Origin of the sequence: Ornithinimicrobium jinqii, from assembly GCF_045032595.1 — a bacterium.
Taxonomy (GTDB): domain Bacteria; phylum Actinomycetota; class Actinomycetes; order Actinomycetales; family Dermatophilaceae; genus Ornithinicoccus.
In genome coordinates, this window is the sequence record NZ_JBJFZS010000035.1 from 1 (window position 1) to 18,913 (window position 18,913).

Sequence of the window (18,913 nt, forward strand, 5' to 3'; positions counted from 1 at the left end):
GCTGCGGCTCGGTGGGCTGCGGCTCGGTGGGCTGCGGCTCGGTGGGCTGCGGCTCGGTGGGCTGCGGCTCGGTGGGCTGCGGCTCGGTCGGGACCGGCTCGGTCGGGACCGGCTCGGTCGGGACCGGCTCGGTCGGGACCGGCTCGGTCGGGACCGGCTCGGTCGGGACCGGCTCGGTCGGGACCGGCTCGGTCGGGACCGGCTCGGTCGGCTCCGGCTCGGTCGGGACCGGCTCATCGGTGCACGAGGGGACCGTGATCGTGTTGGTGTCGAGGGTGACCGCCCCGTTGCGGGCTAGCAGTTGACCCTGGACCGTCGCTCCGGTGGTAGCGGTGATGGACGTGAGCGCCATGACCGTCCCGGCGAAGGCGGTGGTGGTTCCGATGGTCGCCGAACTTGTGACCTGCCAGAAGACGTCGCAGGCGTTCGCACCGTTGATGAACACGATCGAGCTGCTCGACCCCGTGATCAGGGTGCTGGCGGACTGGAAGATGAAGACCGGGTCCGTCTCGTTCGCTCCGTCAAGGGTCAGCTGTCCGTTGAGGGCGAGCGTGGCCCCGGTGTAGACCCCTGGTGTGAGCGTCTGCCCCGCCAGGTCCGCCGTGACAGTCACGTCGGTCGGGCGTCCCGCAGCGTCGTTGTAGGCAGTCGTCAAGTCGTCCTGGGCCGTGTTGGCAACCGCGTCGCCCGGGTGCACCTCACCGTTCACCAGGCCGGGAGGAAATCCTGTGATGGCGGTACCAGGGAAGACGCCCAGGTCCCCGTTGATCACCGAAGGGCCGGTGTTCGTCACCGTCGAGCCACCAAGAACGGCATAACTGGCCGCGGTCCCGAGTCCCACGCGCTCCACGGCGGAGACTGGACCAACCCCTGTCGCCACGACAAGCGCCAGCGTGATACCCAGGCCGAGCAGCATCGCGAAAAACTTACGAGGGACGAAGGATTGTTGAGCGACGGCGTGTGATGGCATTGATGCCCCAGACTGAGCAAGGCGAGGAACGAGCAGGACGGCAATTCGAACACGAAGCGCGTCCGATGTCAATTTCCGTGGAGCCGTCTGCCAGACCGTGCGATGCGCATTTGATGACGGTCGACGTACGGTATTAACGGCACGGACATCTTACCGCTACTTTCACATGCATTAGCCCAGGTTCTGGTCAAGATTTGACAGGTTTGGTCAAGATTTGACAGGTCGTGGACGCCGTCCCGTCGACCCGAGCCGTCTGCTGGTCATCCGGCGGCGCGACGCCTCCCCCGTGCGGAGCCGGCCGCCCTAGCATGGGGCACCCAGCACTCAGGAGGCACCATGGGCGAGACGCCCGGACGACCCACGGACAACCAGGTCGCCAAGGACAGCGAGGGGCAGGTCGACCCTGCCGCCGTCCGTGTCGAGGAGGAGGTCGTCGAGTCGTTCCGGGGAACCGTCGAGAAGGGAGCCGAGCGGCTGCACCGCAGCTGGCGGGTCCTCATCACGACCGGTCTCTTCGGGGGTATGGAGATCGGCCTTGGGATCCTGGCCTATCTCGCGGTGCTGCACGAGACGGACAACCACCTCCTGGCCGGGCTGGCCTTCGGGATCGGCCTCGTGGCGCTGTACCTGGCGCACAGCGAGCTGTTCACCGAGGGTTTCCTTCTGCCGATCATGGCCCTCTTCGCCCGGCGGGGAACGACGCTGCAGCTGCTGCGGCTCTGGGGGGTCACGCTCCTGACGAACCTCGTCGGCGGCTGGGTGTTCATGTGGCTTGTCGTGCAGGCCTTCCCTGAGTTCGGCGAGGTGCTGACCGAGCGTGCACGACACTTCGTCGACGCGCCGCTGGACGTCCGGGCGGTCGCGCTGTCCCTGCTCGGCGGCATCGTCATCACCGTCCTGACGCGGATGCAGGAGGGGACCGACTCGGACGGGGTGAAGGTGGTCGCAGCCTTCTCGGCCGGCTTCCTCCTGGCAGGGCTGAGCCTGTTCCACTCCGTCCTGGACTCGATCATCATCTTCGGCGCGATCCACGCCGAAGGCTCGGTCTCGTATGCCGAGTGGCTGGCCTGGTTCTGGTATGTCGTGCCCCTCAACGTGCTGGGCGGCCTGGTCTTCGTCACGGCGTTGCGACTGGTGCGCGCCAGCGAGCTGCCGGAGGCGCCGGGGCCGGACAACCGGGTCGAGAAGGAGGGGTCCGACGCCCGCTGAGCTTGCCGCTGCGAGATGGGTCGAGGAAGACCTTGTGCTGAGGGACCCGGGCACGCGCTTGGGGGCGTTCCTCGGCCCGGCGCCCGGCCCTGCGAAACCCGAGCGAAGATCCAGAGCCGTGCTGCTGCCTCACCGGTCGCGCTCGGTCATGTAGGGGATCACGTCACGGACGAAACGCCGCGCCGGGGAGTCGGGCAACCCGCCGAACGCCTCCTCGAAAGCCAGCGCTGCAGCCCGGGCGATGCCCCGGCCGAACTCGTCCGCGAACTCGATGCTGCCGTGGTCGCGCATCATGCTGATGATCGGAGCGACGATCTCGACAGAACGCTGGCCGGGTTCCAGTGCCAGGAAGCGGACCACCCGGTCGCGGTCGCCCGGAGCCGCCGAGGCCAGCAGGTGGATCAGCATGAGCGTGCGCTTGCCCTCCCGGAGGTCCCCCAGAGCCTCCTTGCCGTACACAGCCTCGGACCCGGTGAGGTTCAGCACGTCGTCACGGATCTGGAAGGCCGCCCCCAGGAAGAAGCCGAAGCGCATCATCAGCGTGGGGTCAACCTCTCCCCGGGCGCCGATGAGCGCCCCCACGCGCAGTGGCAGCAGGGTGGTGTACCAACAGGTCTTCTGCATGATGAGGTCGAGGTAGTCGTCCGGACCGAGGTCGATGCATCCGTCGCGCTGCCACCCCAGCTCGCGCGCCTGACCGTTCACCGTCTGACGCGCCATGACGTCGAACTCGGACCAGACCCGGGCCGCCAGGCGTGGACCCAGCAGCCGCTCGTTCTCGCGCAGCGCACCCAGCGCGACCACGGCCAGGCCGTCTCCCGCGTTGATCGCCAGGGCCCTGCCGTAGCGGCGGTGCAACGTCGGCTCCCCCCGGCGTAGCTCGCTGTCGTCCTCGACGTCGTCGTGCACCAGCAGAGCGGTGTGGATGAGCTCGATGGCCGCGGCCGAGGGGACAGCGTGGTCCTCCTGCCCTCCGAAGGCGGAGCAGGTCGCCAGGCACAGCGCCGGACGCAGTCCCTTGCCACCACGGTCGAGGTACTCACCGGCGGGAGCCAGCAGGTAGGGCGAGAGGCCGTCGCCGTCGAGGTAGGAGGCCGCGGCCCGACGGGCGGCCCCGCCGTAGCGCTCCAGGCGATCGACGAACTCGTGCGAGGGCGTGCTCAGGCTCATCGCTCTCCTGCCAGCACCTCGAGATGGAGAGGCAGGGCCTGGCGCGGGGTCGACGTGCTGGTCACCAGCGCGTGGAAGTGCTCCGGCGGTGTGCCCTGCGGCACCAGGATCCGCACCGTGATCTCGGCGGACCCGCCCGCGTCGACGTATGCGGCACCCGCGGGCTCCACCTCGACCGCCCCGGGGGGCAGCAGGTACCCACCGGACGACCCCAGGCTGCTCACGCGGACCGTCGCCCAGACCGGGACCGTCGTGGGGTTGTGCACCCACGCGGATGCCTGGGACCGCCCACCGGGGCTGGTCGGCGGCAGGTCCAGGGCCTCACCTCCGGTGGCCGGCGGTGCCTCACCCGTGACCAGGAGCGCCCCGAGGAGGTCGAACGACGCCGACCCGGCCCGCACCATCCGCTCGGCGTTCCTCGACAGGGGGCTGCCGGCGGGGTCGTCGTCGGACGCGTCGGTCCCCGGGCGAGGCCGCTGCCCGAGGTAGCCGTCGACCGTCTGGATGTAACGCTCGGCGACAGCGGCAGCAGAGGCCAGACCGAAGGCCTGCACCTCGCTGATGAGATGTAGGGCGCGGGCTGCGGCCTCGCTGCCGACGCTCACGCCGCCCCCTCCGGATGCGGGTCGGCCCGCAGCGCTCCGGACCGGATGGCACGGGCCGCAAGCACTCCCGACCGGACCGCAGCCTCGAGGCAACCGGCGTCCAGTCCGCACGCCGTCCAGTCGCCGGCGACGGCCAGGTTGGTCAGCCCCGTGCCGTCGGGGGCCATCCGGTGCGGACCGGTCCCCGGCAGTGACTGGACGTAGCGGTCGGACGGGTCCAGGTTGGCGCGCAGGTACTGCGCTGCCAGCCGGTCCGCACCGTGTCGCCCCTCGTCGTCGCGCAGCAGGTCCCAACGAAAACCTGCCCCGTCGACCGCCTCCGGCCACAGGCCGCTCACCTCTTCGTCGAGGAAGCGTGTCAGGGTCTCGCGGACGAACCGCTCCCCGGTGGCGGCGTCCGGGGCCTCCGGCATCGCGCCGCAGAAGTAGGCCAAGGCCTGGGGCGGCGCGGACGTGGGCCAGCCTTCGCGCGGCAAGAGGTGCGGCATCGACGCCCACGTGTCGAAGGTGTCTCCGAACCCGCTCAACGTGACGCCGGTCGGCCCGCGCCAGCCGAGGTCCGCCTCCGGGACCTCCAGCCACAGCTGGGCGGCCATCGTGGCCACGGTGGCGACCTCGGTGGTCATCAGCTTCCACGCCGGGAGGGTCGCCACGAGGTCGGCGGCGACGAGCGGCACCATCCCGAGCGAGACCGCCAGCACGCCCACGTCGAAGTCCCGACCGGCACGGAGCACCTCTGGGACGCCGGCGGCGGGTGCGAGCGGGGGGTGCGTCTCCAGATCTGGGCCCGGCTCACCCTCGAGCTGGTCGGTGAGGGGTCCGGCGGGCCAGCACGGCAGCCCCTTGTGGCGTACGAGCGGCTCATACTGAAGGCGCCCGGCGGCCGGCTCCGCCTGCCGGGTGAGCTCGATCGAGGCGACGTCGCGGCCCCCGGGTGACAGCTGCAGCCGGTCGAGGCGTCGGAAGAAGCGGAACTGCACCCCGCGGCGCACCAGAGCCTCGTAGAGGGGCGCGAAGACGACCTCACCCATCCCGGCCTGCATCCGCCAGAAGATCGCCCCCTTGCAGTCGAAGAGCATCCGGCTGGCGAGCTGCAGCCCCAGACCGGCGGCGAACCGGGGTCTGGAGCGGTCGCCCTCCTCGTAGGCGAACGCCAGGTCGTACATGCCCCGCACGATGGGTGAGTCCAGTGTCGCCGGTGCCGCGCCGTGCTGCGCGAGCCAGTCCCGGTAGTCCAGGTGGTCGATGCGCTCGTAGCCGCGTCCCGACAGCAGTCCGTCGGCGAGCATCCCCACCAGGGTGGCGGACACCAGGTCGACCAGCTCCCACGTGCGTCGCGCCTCGGCGCTGCTGAGCATGATCGACCGCATCTCGGCCCGCCAGGCCCGCAGCATCCGGGCGATCGGGCCGACCATGCTCTCGTCGAGGCCAGCGGCGCCGACGACGTGGGCACCCCGCTCGACGAGCTCTGCCAGCGCGGCGAGGGAGGTCAGACCACCCGCCCGGAGCAGGAGGGTGGGGTCGACGGACGGGCCCCGCGGCCGCGGTGAGGTGCTGAGGTAGACCTCGGCCGCCGCGTCCGACCCGCGGAGCACGCCGTGGAAGTCCGCGAGGAGTCTCACCGCGCGCACGGCGACGTCCATCGGCCGGAGCGGTCGGTCCTCGGCGCCGAGCTCTCCAGGGAGCAGGTCGTTGCCGGTGAGACGGGTGACGAAGGGCGTCAGGGTCGACCCGTGGCGGTCGACGAGGCCGATGTCCCCGGACGGGACGAAGGCGTCGCGCCAGGTGCGCAGCGGACAGGCCGGGTCGGTGGTGCCGCGGTCGAGCTCGGCGTAGACCTCCCGCATCACCCGGAAGGTCGCGTCGTAGTAGCCCAGGAGCACGTGCAGGCCGTGCTCCTCGATACGGGCGTGCTCGCCCCTGCTGCTGGCCCCCTTGCCCCCCAGTCGCCACCCGCGCTGGTAGACGGTGACGGACTCGAACCGATCCCGCCAGGGCCCGGACGTCAGCTCCCAGGCGGTGGTCAGACCCGCCATGCCGCCACCGAGGACGACGACCCGTTCCCCGGCCATGGGTCAGCCGGACAGGATCAGGTCGGCGGCGACGGTCTCGGCGGAGGTGAAGGTCCTCGGCACCGCGCTCCTGGCCGCCGTCAGCAGGTCCAACCAGTCCGGTGGCCGGTGCTCCACTGCCACGTGGGCGAGGTCGACGGCCGCCCGCAACCGGGAGACGACGGCACCCTGCTCGGTCGCGACGGCGACAGCCGCGACGAGGTCCGCGGCCGTCTCGTCGGACTCGCCCCCCCGGGCCGACGAGAACGCGGCCCGGCGGCGCAGGATCTCAGGCACGTGCAGCATCTCCCCGGTCTTGTGGGCGACCTGCAACGCGTCGTTGATCAGCTCGTGGGCGCGCTGCGCGTCCCCGGCCTGAGCCGTCATCCTGGCCAGGGAGAGCAGAAACGAGGCGAGGAAGGCTTCGTGGCCCATGAGCCGGAGCGTCCCGACGGTGTCCTCCAGGAAACGTCGGCTGGGCGCGTCGTCGGGTCGCCCGCTGACGTAGGCAGACCCGAGCACGACCCAGTACGCGTACCCGTGCTTCTGACCGATCGCCACCACCTCGGCACCGAGTGCGCGTGCCTCGTCGTCCTCCCCCCGGAACTGGCGGACCCAGGCGGCGTAGGTCTTGACGAAGCCGACGGTGAACGGGCCACGGGGGAAACCCACCTCCTCAGCCCGTCGGATCGCCTCCTCCTCGTGCCTGGCGGCTGCGGCGTCCTCACCGCGCAGGGACGCGATGCAGGCCAGCCCCATCTCCGCGGCCGCGAGCGGGTCGTTGGGTAGGGGCCAGTAGGGCGAGACGATCTCGGCGTCCTGCGGCCGGGCCCGAAACCCGCTCACCGAGCGCTCCAGCAAGCTCTGGGCCGCCGCGAGGTTGCCGAGATAGAGCTGCACGAACCCGGCGCAGTCGTCGACCTCGGGCTGGAACCAGGAGAAGGCCGGGTCACGCGTCATCGTCAGGAGCCGCTGGGTCAGACCGAGGGCTGTGGGGACGTCGCCGTTGGTGAGCCGGTAGGCGTAGATACCGACCACCGACGGCAGCACCTCGGGCCTGGGGCCGAGACCTTCGGCGAGCTCCTCGGCCCGGGCATGGTCGGCCTTGACCTCCGGTGCGGCATACCCGCGCACGGAGCTCACGCTGAAGACTCTGAGCATCCTCGCTCCGAGCTCGCCGAGGTCCCGCTCCTCGGAAGTGGGCATGGCCTCGTAGAGCTCCACCGCCCGGGACAGCAGCCGGGTCGCCTCCGTGTGCGCACCCCGAGCCTGGGACGCCTGCGCCGCCACCACGTAGGTGGCCGCTGCCCGGACGTCGAGACCGGCCAGGTCCAGGTGGGCCGCCACCAGCGCGGGCTCGTTGCCCATCTCGGTCATCACGTCAGCGACGGAGGCGTGCGTGCTGCGCCGCACGTCGAGCACCTGGGTCTCATAGGCGGCGTCGCGCATGAGGGCGTGCCGGAACCGGTAGGCGCCCGCGGTGGGGGCAGGCTCGACAATGCCCTCGTCGACAAGAAGCCGGATCTGTGCCTCCACCACCTCTGCGTCCCCGACGACCGCCGAGACGACGGAGGCCCGGAAGGCCGGCCCGATGGTGGCCGCGACCTGGACGACCCGCAGGTTGACCCCGGGAGCCCTCAGGCGCCATGTGAAGAGCTCCTGCAACCGTAGGGGCATGGGCTCGGTGCGGCTCTCCGCCAGCCACGAGCGGGTGAGCTCCTCGACGAACAAGGGGTTGCCCTCGGCCTGCTCGACGATCTCGGCGCAGTGTTCTTCGTCAAGCTCCCGGCCAAGGATGAGGTTGCCGACCAACTGCCGCGCGGCCGTGTCGTCCAGTCGTCTCAGCTCGACGACGTCGACGTCTCCGCGCCACGGCACGCTGCCGGGTTCACGGGTCGTGGCCACCGTGAGGAGGGACGGCGGAGCCTGGCCGACCACCCGGTGCAGCAGCTCGATGGTCGACGGGTCGGCCCAGTGCAGGTCCTCCACGACGAGGAGGTGGGGGGTCCGTGCCGCCAGGGCGCCCATCCACTCCACGAGGCGTACCAGGGTGAGCTCGAGAAGGGCGCTCGGGTCGAGCTCGAGAGCGGGGTAGGCCGGGTCCGCGGGGAGTTGCAGGAGCGGGCCCAGGACGGGCACGAAGCCCGCCACTTCCAGACCGAGCGAGTCAAGGTGCCGCTCCAGCGTGGCCCGCACCGTGGCGCTGTCCCCTGGGAGGTCCGCGACCCCGAGCGTGCGCTCCAGCATCCTGGCCACCGGCCACAGGGGGACGTTGGCGTAGTAGGGCAGGCATCCCGCCCCGAGCACCTCGCCTCCTCCTGCCTGCACCCGGTCGAGCAGCTCGACGACGAGGCGGGACTTGCCGATGCCCGCCTCGCCGGCGACGAGGAAGAAGGCTCCGGGCTGCGCCGGGTGCTGAAGGACCGCCTCCCACGCGGTGAGCATCCGGTGGGCCGGCTCCTCCCGTCCGACGAGACCGGCCTGCCGGTATCGGTCTGCGGTGAACCGGGCAGCGGCGTACCGCGGGCGTTCGACGGCGAAGATCTCCACCGGGCGGGAGATCCCGCGCAGCTGACGCTCGCCGAGCGAACGCAGGAAGAAGTCGGCGTCGACGAGCTGCCGGGTGACGTCGCTGATGATCACCGTGCCCGGCTCCCCGACGCCCTGGATCCGGGCCGCGAGGTTGGGGGTCACACCCAGGATGGAGTCCCCGGCGCTGAGCGCGGCCTCCCCCCGTTGGCCGGTGACGACGACCCGGCCGGTGTGGATGCCGACGCGCACGTCGGCCGAGGCGCCGACCCGGCGCTGCAGCTCTGCTCGTCCGTCGTGCATCGCCACGACCATGTCGAGCCCGGCGAGCACCGCACGGCGGGCGTCGTCCTCGTGGGGCCGGGGGTAGCCGAACCCGGCGAGGACCCCGTCTCCGTAGAACTGGATGAGCGAACCGCCGTAGCGCTGGACAGCCTCGCCCGCCGTCATCCGGTAGAAGGCGAAGAGGTCCCGCATCTGCTCGGGCTCCACCCGCTCCGAGAGCTGCGTCGAACCCACCAGGTCGGAGAAGAGGAGCGTCATGAGCGCCCGCTCCCCCCACGGCCCTGCCCGTCGGGCCGCGACCCGGCCAAGGATCGATGCGGCGCGCTCGTTGTCGTCGTCGACCGCTCGTACCTCTTCTGCGGTGGCCTGCGCCTGCTCGAGATCACCGGCCACCAGCGACGCCTCCGCCGAGCTCAGCAACCGCTCGAGCAGTCGGCTCAGCCTCGACTCTGCGGACGTGCCGACCTCCACCACGGCGTCAGACCGGGCTCGACCGGGAGATGTAGAGCTGGACGGGCACCGGAGATGCCTCGGGCCGCGACGTGACCTGCCCGACGTAGAGCCCGGGCGACAGCGACCCGGTCGGCACGGTCAGGCGCACCCCGCGTGCGGTCCCCCCGATCGTCTCTACGTCGGTGGTGATGTCGCCCGCCGGGATGAGGGCTCCCCCTGCCTCGATCGACACGAGGTCGGAGACGCTCGGAGAGTCCTCCGTCGCGAGGTTCTCCAGGAGGATGACCGTGCCTTCGGTGGCCTCGGTGCTGACCTGAGCCGGTTGGGCGCCGGGTGCGGCGGCGGGGCCGGTGCTGCTGGCGGCCTGAGCACCCGTCCGTGAGCTGTCAGGTGGCAAGATCCCCTCCTCCATGCCCTTCTTTGCGACCTCGCCCATCGTCTCCAGCCCGAAGGTCCATGCCTGCGCCCAGTCCTTGGCCAGCTGGGAGAAGAGTCGACGGCCGTTGTCCGCCAGGTCCTTGGTGGTGGCGCCGGGCGCGGCCTTCTTGCCCATGTCCTCGAAGAGGTCGAGATAGCTGCGGGCGGACTCGCCCATGAAGTCGATCCACTCCTCGGAGGCGTCCAACCACGGGCAGCGGTCCTTGCCGCTGTCGACGTCCTCGCCAGTCGTGGTCGCAGGCCCGGGGGTCGTGGGTGTGCTGGTCCCCCCTCCCTGGACGGCTGCCTTCACCCAGTCGGTCCAGAACGGGCAGACCAGGCCGGCGAGCGTGTCCCACAGCGACTTCTTGAAGCCGACGATCTTCAGGGCCTTGACACGGCGCACAGGCCCCACGTCGTTGACGAGCAGGAACCCTCGGTCCACGTCGATCTCGTCGTCGAGGCTCAGTGCCAGGTCGTAGGTCATGCCGGCCGCGCGGTCGCCCTCCCGCCAGTAGTCACAGTGCAGCAGAGTGTGCACCCTGGTCACGAGCTGGACCTCCTCGCGGAAGATGGCGTGCCAGTGCACGTCCCCCGGCGGACCGAGGTCCACCGGTCGTGTCGCCCCGACGAGGTCCATGGCCTTGAAGAGCAACGGTCCCCGCTGGGGCCAGTTGCGAGGGTCTATCCACTCGGCGACCTTCTCGAACGGCGCGTCGGTCTCGAACTCTGAGAAGACCCACGTGGCTTCGAGACCACCGATCTGCACGGTCCGCACCGTGCAGACGTCCTCGCCCACGAAGGCCGCCTCCTCATGCGGGAGCGCCCGACCGGACCGAAGGGTGGAGAACCGCACATCTTCGCCCGCGGAGTGCCTGAGGTCCTCCAGGAGGTGGTCGGTGGCAACGCCGTCTCGGGCTGAGGCCACCGAGTCAGCGAGCTCGCGGTAGGCCTGCTCCTCGGTCTCCCACTCCGGGAACCCGGCCCGGGCCAGGTCGCCGAGCACACCGAGCCGCGCCGAGACGGGGACGTCGTCGGTCGATGCCGCCGCCAGCGTGCGCAGGGCGGGACCCGTCGCGACCCGCCGGAAGCCCGGGATCAGGCCAGGGTCGGGGAGGTGGTCGGCGGCGCGGGCATGGAGGCTGAGAAGAGCGGAGTGCTGCTCGTCCACGGCCTGCCCGCCGGGCGACGTTGTCGGACGCTCGGTCATTGCTCACCCACCTTGGTGTCCCCACCACCGAGTGACCGGTGCCTTCTCGGCGGCCTGATGTTCCTCGGAGTCTACGACTGAGAGGGGGCTGCGTCGACAGTCTTTCGTGAATCCGTCGGTCCCACCCAGCAGGTGCTCACCGTCGACCCGTCCCTCGGGGTGGTCGTCGGCCGGTCACCGCAGGTCAGCGATGTCCGCGCGGACACCGACGCGCTGACCGAGTCCTTGTGGTGGAACGACGAAGGCCGACCGACGCTGGTGCGTCGGCCGGCCCCTCGCAGGCCCGTCGGCCCATGGCCGCGAGGCCAGCGCTGAGTGCGGATTCGTCAGGCGTTGTCGCGGGCAGCGAAGCTCTCACGGCTGCCGGACTTCGCCAGGCCGCGGGCGATCATGTAGCCGATGGTGAGGAAGGTGATGTAACGCATCGCCTGCTCGGCGCCGAAGGGGTCACCCTCCCCGCCGCCGTCGGTGCCGTTGTCCCCGACGACGAAGGCCGTGATGACGATGGCGGCGACGGCGGCCAGGTAGACGAAGAACTCGGTGGTCTTCGTGGACGCCTTGGTCTCGGTGCCCAGACGGGCAGCGACGTGGTTGTGGGTAGCGTGGTCAGTGGTGTTCGACATGAGTTGTCCTTTGTTGAAGTCGAGTGCTGTGCTCGCACGTGATCGAAAGCGCAGGTGCAGCGCAGGCCGGGGGCGTCCGTGACGGATCGCCATTCCGCGACCTGTCTGAATCCAAACGGTACTCGGGAAATTTTGGGTATCACACCAATTGTTTCACCCCCAAGGGTGAGAAGAGCTCCCAGTATTGAGGGCGCAGGTGAGGCAGATAACGGAAAAATTGGGGCGGCGCCCAAGCGGGCCCCCTCGACACCCGTAGCACGCGAGCTCACTGTCCTCCCTCAGCGGCGAACCCAGGCGGCGCACTGCCGCCGAAATATCAGAGCCTCGCCCGGCTGACACGGCTCGGTCCCCTGCGCAGGCGGGAGGCTGGCTTCGGTTAAGGTCGGTCGACGAAGGAATGATCGACGAGGGGGGCGTGTGGCGTTGCATATTCCGCGCAGGGTCACAGTGGTCTACGGGACACGGCCCGAGGCGATCAAGTGCGCGCCGTTGGTTCTGGGGCTGCTCGAAGACCCCAACTTTGAGGTTCGTGTCGTGCTGACCGGTCAGCACGGCGAAGTTCTGGACCAGGTGAACCAGGTGTTCGGCATCGTCCCTGACCACGACCTGAAGATCCACCGTCCCGGGCAGACCCTGGTGGACGTTGCCGTGCGTACCCTGCAGGGGGTCTCCGAGGACCTCGTGGACGTCCGGCCCGACGCCGTCGTCGTCCAGGGCGACACGTCCTCTGCACTGGCGGCGGGCTTAGCCGCCTTCTACGCCAGAGTTCCTGTCGTTCACCTCGAGGCGGGACTGCGCACGGGGGACCTGGCGGCGCCATTTCCTGAGGAGGGGAACCGCGCCCTGCTGACGCAGGTGGCCGCCCTGCACCTGGCCCCCACGAGCGGCAACCGAGACAACCTGCTGCGGGCGGGTGTCGAGCCTGAGCGAATCGTCGTCACCGGCAACTCGGTCATCGACGCTCTGCACCTCGTCATCGCGGCCAACCGACCCTGGTGCGACCCCAGACTTCGGGACCTGGCTGCCCTCGACCGGCCGCTCGTCCTCGTCACTGCTCACCGTCGCGAGTCCTGGGGCGCGGCAATGGAGTCGATCGCCCGCGCGGTGGCGACCATCGCCACAGACCACCGCGACCACGACATCGTCCTTCCCCTGCACCCAAACCCGCAGGTTGCTGCAGTGCTGCGCCGCCACCTGGAGGATGCCCCCAACGTCCACCTCATCGAGCCCGCGACATATGGCGACTTCTGTCAGCTTCTGCAGCGCGCCAGCTTGGTGCTCACCGACAGCGGTGGTGTCCAGGAGGAAGGTCCGGCCCTGGGCAAGCCCGTCCTTGTCATGCGCTCAAGCACCGAACGCCCGGAGGCTCTGCAGTACGGAACCGTTCGCCTGGTGGGGGTGGACGAAGCGCGGATCGTCTCGCAGGTGTCGCGCCTTCTTGGGGACGAAGCCGCACGGGATGCGATGGGGCGGGCGGTCAACCCTTACGGGGACGGACGCGCGGTCGCCCGCAGCGTCGCCGCCCTCCGGCACTGGTTCAACCTTGGGCCAAGGCCCGAGGACTTCTCTCCCCTGCTGCCGGCGGGTCGGGCCTCCTGATGATGCTACGGACGACGCTGCGGGCGGTCGGAGACCTCGCCGTGACCCTGGGCGCACTCACCCTCCTCTTCGTCGTGTGGCAGGGGTGGTGGACCGACGTGCAGGCCAACGCGCAGGCCGAGGATCTGCTGGTGCAGGTGCGTGGCGAGCTGGACGACCCACCGCAGGCACTCCCGGACCAACGCGCCGCGAGGGATCGCGCGCCAGAGCGGGTCGTGGAACCGCCCGCCTCGTCGATCGTGCACGACCAGGCGATCGGCGTCGTCCATCTGCCGACGATCGGTGAGGTACGGGTGGTCAAGGAGGGAACGAGCCCCGATGTTCTCAACGAAGGGGTGCTGGGGCACTACCCGGGCACTGGTGCCCCGGGAGCCGTGGGCAACTTCGCCGTGGCCGGCCATCGCACGACCTACGGACGGCCTCTGTGGCACCTGGAAGAGTTGAAGGATGGCGACCCGATCGTCGTGGAGACGGAGGGCGGCTACCACGTGTACCGCATCGAGGGTCTCGAGGTGGTCGAGCCCACCCGCTGGCAGGTCCTCGCCCCCGTCCCTGGGGACCCTGAGGCGTCTGCGAGCGTAGCGTCGATGGTCCTCACCGCGTGCCACCCCAAGTTCAGCGCGGAGGAGCGCCTCGTTGCGCACGCAGTGCTGGAGCGGTCCGTCCCCCGTGACCAAGGACCTCCCCCCGAGATCCGCGCCGACAACCGGACGGGTCGCCGCTGATGTACGGCTGGATCTGGCGGGTGACGCCTGGGCCGACGTGGCTGCGAGTCACGCTGGTAGGGCTGCTCGGCGTCGCGGCGGTGCTGGTGCTGTTCCAGGTCGTCTTCCCCGCGCTCGCACCTCACCTGCCGTTCAACGACGGCACCGTGGACTCCCCCGGCACCTGACCTCGGAGTCCGGTCACAGCCGGGGCGTCGATGACGCCCGGCGACCCGCGGTGCTGGGTCGCCGGGCGTCAACTGCAGCTGCTGGATCGGTCAGGCGACCGACCCGCGGCGGTGACGTGCGATCAGTGCCGTACCGGCCCCGACGACGGCCAGCGTGCCCAGCGCCACAGGCACACCGGCAAGCGGGACGACCGGCACGATGGCCAGGTCTGCGCTGGGGCCACACGTGACGTTGGCAAGCTCGACATCGGCCAGGGCGTCGCCGAGGGCGTCCACGCTGATGGCCGTCACCGACAACCCGCCGTAGTACCCGTCACCCTCTTCGGCCGGGTCGAGCGGCACCTGCTCGTTGAGGATGACCTCGACGAGCGGTGAGAGAAGGGCAGCCACGGTGGGGTCCAGGACATCCAGCAGGTTCGTGTTCGGGGCCACGTCTGTGTCCAGGGCGACGACGAGGTCGGGGAGCAGCAGCGGCTGCTCCACGATCAGACGGGCGTTGACCAGCTCGACGCCACCCGACGTGGTGCCGTCGGCCAGGCCGGCACAGGTTGCGCTGATGGCGTCGGCCTCGATGCGCGCGCTGACCAGGCCCGCGACATCGACCAGGTTGAGCACGACGGGGCTGTTGCCCGGGGTGACGCACCCGGCAGGGTCCCCGATCTCGACCGCCCCACCTTCGCCCGCGACGCCGGCACAGGCGGCACTGGTGCCGTCGTTGTTCGCGACCGCCACCTCTCCGAGCACTCCTGCGCTCAGGACGTCCTGCCCGGCCAGGAGCGCGACCAGCGGCTGCTCGGACGCGCTGACGCTCTCCTCACTCCCGTCGTTCTCGGCGACCTCGGTCCCGGTGTCGACCACGAGCGCGGGGTCCAGGACGCTGAGGTAGAGAGCCGTCGCGCTGGCCTGCGTCGCGTAGGGCGAACCCATGGCGCCAGTGGCGGCCAGCACGGACGCCACGCCGGCGGCGGTCGTGGCCAGCGCCAGGCGTCGCGCGGTGGATCTGGTTCTCGGGGTGGTCATGTCTCTCCTTGGTGAGATGCGTGAGCGGTGCTGCCGGCTTCCTCGCCGGCACCCCCGCCGAGGTTGGTTGGGACTGGTACTGCGACGGGAGCGTCCCCGCCCGGAATCCCTGGTAGACCCGTGCGGTCTTGACCCAGTCGCTCCTGCTCCGTGCCATGCGGACCAGGGCCCGCCACACGGAGATGATCATGAGGTAGCTGTACAACCAGTACGCCAGGCCGAGCAGCAGTGCCTGCACGCGACCCGTCCCCGGCTCGGCCTTGAGCCGGTAGACCGGGCCCCAGAGGGCCAGGGGCCCGATCCCAAAGACCAGGATCAGCGGGATCAGCCCCCACGCCCCACCGGCGAACCAGCCAGCGACTCCCCCGGTGGAACTGAGGGCGTAGCTGAGCACGAACGCCCACGCCGCGGTGTAGACCACCGACCCGACGAGCTGCGTCCAGGGGATCAGCAGGAAGTAGCAGATCTCCAGGGCAGCTGGGGTGGTGATGCGCCGCGAGCGCAGCACCGTGCCCAGGTAGCGCAGGCACTGCATGCCTCCCTGTGCCCACCTGGTGCGTTGCCGCACCAGGGAGCGGATGGAGGGCAGCCCCTCCTGCGCGACCCAGACGTCGTTGCAGTACTCGTTCCTGCGCCCGGTGAGCAACACGTGCAGGCCCAGCTCGAAGTCTTCCAGCAGCGCGCCGTGCCAGGGAGTGCCGTGATCCTGCGCGATCTCGTCGAGGACCGAGAGCCGGGTGAACTGGCCGTTCCCGCCCATGCCGACCGATCCGATCGTGTGCCGCAGGTGCTGCATGGCCGCGATGACGGTGCGGAACTCCAGATCTTGGAGAGTGACGAGCAACCGCCTCAGCCGTGCAGCAGGCGCCGGGTCGGAGGCGTCGATCCGGCCGTCGACACCCCTGTTGACCATCCGCACCTGCACCTGCGCAGCGCCGACAGCCGGGTCCCCGAACATCGAGGGGCCGCTCAGCGCGACGAACGCGTCGGGGGCCAGCACACCGTCGGCATCGATGACTCCCACGATGACCCGCTCACGCAGCCTGCGGTACGCAGGCCCGTGGGCCGAGCGCAGATACCTGCGCACCTCTCGCCAGCCTGCGTTCAGCGCGGCCCCCTTCCCCAGCCTCGCCTCGGGCGCGGTGCGGAGGATCACGTGGACGAGAGGATCCGCCTCGGCAAGTCCCTCAAGGATGGCGAGGGTCGAATCCCCCGAATCGTCGTCGATCGCCCACACGTGCGCAGTCGGGTGCATCTGCCGCAACCGGGTCACGGTCCGGTGAACCACCGCCTCCTCGTCGAGGCACGGTACGAGGAGGTGCCACTCCATGGTGCCGGGATCACCGGGAGCCGTCGGCTCCTGACGCATGAAAGGCAGCAGGATCGCCAGGACGTAACCCAGGAAAGTGATGCACAGCGCGAGAGCCAGGACATCGACCCACGGCCCCAGTTCGAGCGGACTCATAGAGCTCCGGGGGTGCGGACCGTCGGCTCACGAAGCACCAACCGCACAAAGAGGACGACGGCAGCGACGAATCCTATGGTGCTGATCGCCGAACCCAGAAAGATATGACTGACCTCGTAGCCACGCTCAAAGCCCATCGTGCGCATCATCGCGACGATGGTGGCGATCCTCAACTGGTTGGCGACCATGAAGACGAGTGCTAGCGCACCTACCCCGATCAGCACCGACCGATAGCTCAGCGGGCGCATCCACGCCGCAGCCGCGGAACCCGCGAGGAAGAGCGCGGTCAACGGTGCCACGCTGCAACCGAGGCTGAACGCCACACCCACCCACCGACCCTGCAGGGGGAAGATCACAGCCTGCCCGAGCGCGTCAGCGCGCACACCCACCAGGTTGAGGACCAGCGCCTGTGCGGACGCCTCGAACGACCTGACGGCCTGACCCGCGAGAAGGAGCACGACCGCAGCGAACAACAGGACAACAGCTGTGCCTCGCGAGGGCCTCCGGTGCGACTGCCCACCGGGCGACAGGAGGGGCCCGCGGTTTGCGATGTCGAGGTCACGATCAGAAGGGTTCTCGGAGCGATGCCTACCCACGACTAGCGCTCGGCGCTGCGGACTGAAGCGAATCGGTACGCCAGAAGTCCAGCTACCAGAAGCATGACCCCGACCAACGCATATGCGAAAAGAGGGGCGCCGGTGTATGCGAGGCTTCCCCCACCTATGACGGCACTTCCGCCACCTACCTTGTACATGCAGCGACTCCCCACTTGTGACTCAATGTCGTTCCCGACTCGGCCCGTGAACAGTAGCCCAGGAGAGAGGGCAGACTGCGCCACTTTGCCAAACTGTTACATCGTCCTCGGAACCCGCCGACGGACGCACATGCCACCGTGCGCATTCGTGCCGCACAAGGCCACAATGCCGTGTCTCGACATACACCAGATTTTCAGTTCCCGCATGTCGAGGGCGCCCTCTGCGCGCGGTCTCCGGAGCGCTCGGGAAGCGGAGCCCGTCCCCTTGGCCTCAACCGACCGAGCAGACGAGAAAGCAGCTGCGGTTGGATGGGGCAGCGGATGCTCGCGCGACCGGCGCTGGCCCCCGCCCCGGCCTCTGAAAGGACTTCTCCATGTTGCAGGGCATTCCGCTTCACCCTCTCGCGGTCCACTTCGGTGTCGTCCTTGCCTGCTCGCTGCCGCCGCCCTGCTCGTGTCCGCGGTCCTGCCGCGCTTCCGACACTGGTTGGGCTGGGGGCTGCCGGCCCTGGGTATCCTCGGAGCCGTCGCGCTGCGCGTGACCGAGAGCCTCGGAGAGGTCCTGGAGGAGACGAGCGCTGCCTACCAGACGGAGACCGTCCACGACCATGCCGAGTGGGGCGAGCAGGCAGGGACGGCCGGCCTGTTCCTTGCCGGGGTCAGCCTCCTGATGTGGTTCCTGACCTCCCCCTACGCCCGGGGGCGCTGGACCTCCGGCTGGCCCGCCTGGCTGACGCGCGTGACCCAGGTGGTCGCCGTGGCCGTGGCCCTGCTGACCACGGCGGCCGTCACCCTCGCGGGGCACTCGGGCGCAGCCTCGGTCTGGACCGGCTGATCAGTCCCTCGGCGGAGGGTGGACCGGCCCGCCGGTCAATCAGCCGGGGGGCACCAGCGGTGTGGCGTCCGCCGCGCACCCGAGAGGATCCAGTCCCAACCGGTCGGTCACGGTCCGCAGCGTGGAGCAGTGGTCCCGGGGCTCGGTGATCTCCGTGCCGGCCAGGCTGGGGTGCAGGACGAGTGTGGGGATCTGGTTGCCCTGCCGGCTGTGCGCCTCGTCCCAGGTGATGACGACCAGGAGGGACCCCGACGCGTAGTCGGGCCCAGCCAGGAGTCGGGGCAGCCACTCCTGCAACCAGAGGTCCCCCACCGCCACCCGCTCCCCCGTGCACGGGGCTCCTCCGTGCATGTCGTTGCAGCGGTCCGGCACGACCAGCGAGAAGGCGGGCAGGCCCGCGTCGATGGCCTCGCTCAGCGCCCCCGCGTCGGGGGTGCCCAGAGGCACCTGCCAGCGCTGGCAGCGGTCCAGCTCGCTGGTGTAGTACGGCGCGGCGGTGTGCCGCACCAAGTAGCGGTCGTCCGAGGTGTCACTCCGCCGACAGGGTGTGTCCATCGACTCCGCAAAGACCCGCCACTGTCGCCCTGCGTCGGAGATCGAGGAGAAGATGCTGGGCCCGTCGAGCATGTGCGCCTCCGGGTCAGCGTTGTCGCAGATCCCGTGGGTGGAACCGCTGGTGATGAGCAGGTAGGCGGGCAGCGACGGGCAGTCTGCGGGGTAGCCGGCGTTCATGTCGGTCACCGTCGCGCCCTGCTCCCGCACCGGAGGCTCGGTCGTGGGCGGCTGGCACGAGGCCGCCAGGAGCACCACAGCGAGGCCGAGGCCT

Annotated in this window: 16 protein-coding genes; 5 read left to right on the top strand and 11 right to left on the bottom strand. The window is 70.1% G+C overall.

Annotation, left to right across the window (positions count from 1 at the left end; all coding sequences use genetic code 11):
• Window positions 1–841: ice-binding family protein (locus ACI3ET_RS15025; RefSeq protein ID WP_405033884.1), on the bottom strand; the 841-nt coding region annotated here is incomplete at its 3' end.
• Between the two features lie 465 nt (window positions 842–1,306).
• On the opposite strand from ACI3ET_RS15025, the gene ACI3ET_RS15030 reads away from it, so the two are divergent.
• Window positions 1,307–2,179 (top strand): formate/nitrite transporter family protein, encoded by an 873-nt coding sequence (locus ACI3ET_RS15030; RefSeq protein WP_405033885.1) that lies wholly within the window; start codon window positions 1,307–1,309, stop codon window positions 2,177–2,179.
• 129 nt (window positions 2,180–2,308) lie between these two features.
• On the opposite strand, the gene ACI3ET_RS15035 is transcribed toward ACI3ET_RS15030, so the two are convergent.
• From ACI3ET_RS15035 to ACI3ET_RS15060, 6 genes are all read right to left on the bottom strand, one after another.
• The gene (locus ACI3ET_RS15035) at window positions 2,309–3,349 is read right to left on the bottom strand and encodes a polyprenyl synthetase family protein (RefSeq protein WP_405033886.1); all 1,041 of its coding nucleotides are present in this window, start codon (window positions 3,347–3,349) and stop codon (window positions 2,309–2,311) included.
• Window positions 3,346–3,954, bottom strand: a complete 609-nt coding sequence (locus tag ACI3ET_RS15040) for a hypothetical protein (RefSeq protein ID WP_405033887.1) — start codon at window positions 3,952–3,954, stop codon at window positions 3,346–3,348. Before ACI3ET_RS15040 ends, ACI3ET_RS15035 begins: the two co-directional genes overlap by 4 nt.
• Window positions 3,951–6,026 (bottom strand): FAD-dependent oxidoreductase, encoded by a 2,076-nt coding sequence (locus ACI3ET_RS15045; protein ID WP_405033888.1) that lies wholly within the window; start codon window positions 6,024–6,026, stop codon window positions 3,951–3,953. Before ACI3ET_RS15045 ends, ACI3ET_RS15040 begins: the two co-directional genes overlap by 4 nt.
• A 3-nt stretch (window positions 6,027–6,029) precedes the next feature.
• Window positions 6,030–9,293 (bottom strand): ATP-binding protein, encoded by a 3,264-nt coding sequence (locus ACI3ET_RS15050; protein ID WP_405033889.1) that lies wholly within the window; start codon window positions 9,291–9,293, stop codon window positions 6,030–6,032.
• Window positions 9,294–9,297: 4 nt separating this feature from the next.
• On the bottom strand, window positions 9,298–10,899 hold the full coding sequence (locus ACI3ET_RS15055; RefSeq protein ID WP_405033890.1) for a hypothetical protein: 1,602 nt from the start codon (window positions 10,897–10,899) through the stop codon (window positions 9,298–9,300).
• A 326-nt stretch (window positions 10,900–11,225) separates the two neighbouring features.
• Window positions 11,226–11,522, bottom strand: coding sequence for a hypothetical protein (locus ACI3ET_RS15060; RefSeq protein ID WP_405033891.1), 297 nt, complete (start codon window positions 11,520–11,522; stop codon window positions 11,226–11,228).
• A 447-nt stretch (window positions 11,523–11,969) separates the two neighbouring features.
• Between ACI3ET_RS15060 and wecB the strand changes: the two genes are divergently transcribed.
• The 3 genes from wecB to ACI3ET_RS15075 are packed head-to-tail and all read left to right on the top strand — an operon-like array spanning window position 11,970 to window position 14,013.
• The gene (wecB, locus tag ACI3ET_RS15065) at window positions 11,970–13,121 is read left to right on the top strand and encodes a non-hydrolyzing UDP-N-acetylglucosamine 2-epimerase (RefSeq protein WP_405033892.1); all 1,152 of its coding nucleotides are present in this window, start codon (window positions 11,970–11,972) and stop codon (window positions 13,119–13,121) included.
• The gene (locus ACI3ET_RS15070) at window positions 13,121–13,846 is read left to right on the top strand and encodes a class E sortase (RefSeq protein WP_405033893.1); all 726 of its coding nucleotides are present in this window, start codon (window positions 13,121–13,123) and stop codon (window positions 13,844–13,846) included. The genes wecB and ACI3ET_RS15070 overlap by 1 nt, the downstream gene beginning before the upstream one ends.
• Entirely contained in the window at window positions 13,846–14,013 is a 168-nt protein-coding gene (locus tag ACI3ET_RS15075) for a hypothetical protein (RefSeq protein WP_405033894.1), read from the top strand. Before ACI3ET_RS15070 ends, ACI3ET_RS15075 begins: the two co-directional genes overlap by 1 nt.
• A 90-nt stretch (window positions 14,014–14,103) precedes the next feature.
• Here the strand turns inward: ACI3ET_RS15075 and ACI3ET_RS15080 are convergent, their stop codons facing one another.
• Genes ACI3ET_RS15080 through ACI3ET_RS15090 form a run of 3 tightly spaced genes read right to left on the bottom strand, consistent with a single transcriptional unit; the run spans window position 14,104 to window position 16,956 of the window.
• Window positions 14,104–14,940, bottom strand: coding sequence for a hypothetical protein (locus tag ACI3ET_RS15080; protein WP_405033896.1), 837 nt, complete (start codon window positions 14,938–14,940; stop codon window positions 14,104–14,106).
• Window positions 14,828–16,498, bottom strand: a complete 1,671-nt coding sequence (locus ACI3ET_RS15085) for a glycosyltransferase (protein WP_405033897.1) — start codon at window positions 16,496–16,498, stop codon at window positions 14,828–14,830. The genes ACI3ET_RS15080 and ACI3ET_RS15085 overlap by 113 nt, the downstream gene beginning before the upstream one ends.
• Complete coding sequence (locus ACI3ET_RS15090) at window positions 16,495–16,956, bottom strand: hypothetical protein (RefSeq protein WP_405033898.1); 462 nt, start codon at window positions 16,954–16,956, stop codon at window positions 16,495–16,497. Before ACI3ET_RS15090 ends, ACI3ET_RS15085 begins: the two co-directional genes overlap by 4 nt.
• Window positions 16,957–17,706: 750 nt before the next feature.
• Here ACI3ET_RS15090 and ACI3ET_RS15095 point away from each other — a divergent pair.
• Window positions 17,707–18,087 carry a hypothetical protein gene (locus tag ACI3ET_RS15095; protein WP_405033899.1) on the top strand — a complete coding sequence of 127 codons (381 nt, stop codon included), beginning with the start codon at window positions 17,707–17,709 and terminating at the stop codon, window positions 18,085–18,087.
• Window positions 18,088–18,126: 39 nt separating this feature from the next.
• On the opposite strand, the gene ACI3ET_RS15100 is transcribed toward ACI3ET_RS15095, so the two are convergent.
• Complete coding sequence (locus ACI3ET_RS15100; RefSeq protein ID WP_405033900.1) at window positions 18,127–18,819, bottom strand: alkaline phosphatase family protein; 693 nt, start codon at window positions 18,817–18,819, stop codon at window positions 18,127–18,129.
• Window positions 18,820–18,913: the final 94 nt, after the last annotated feature.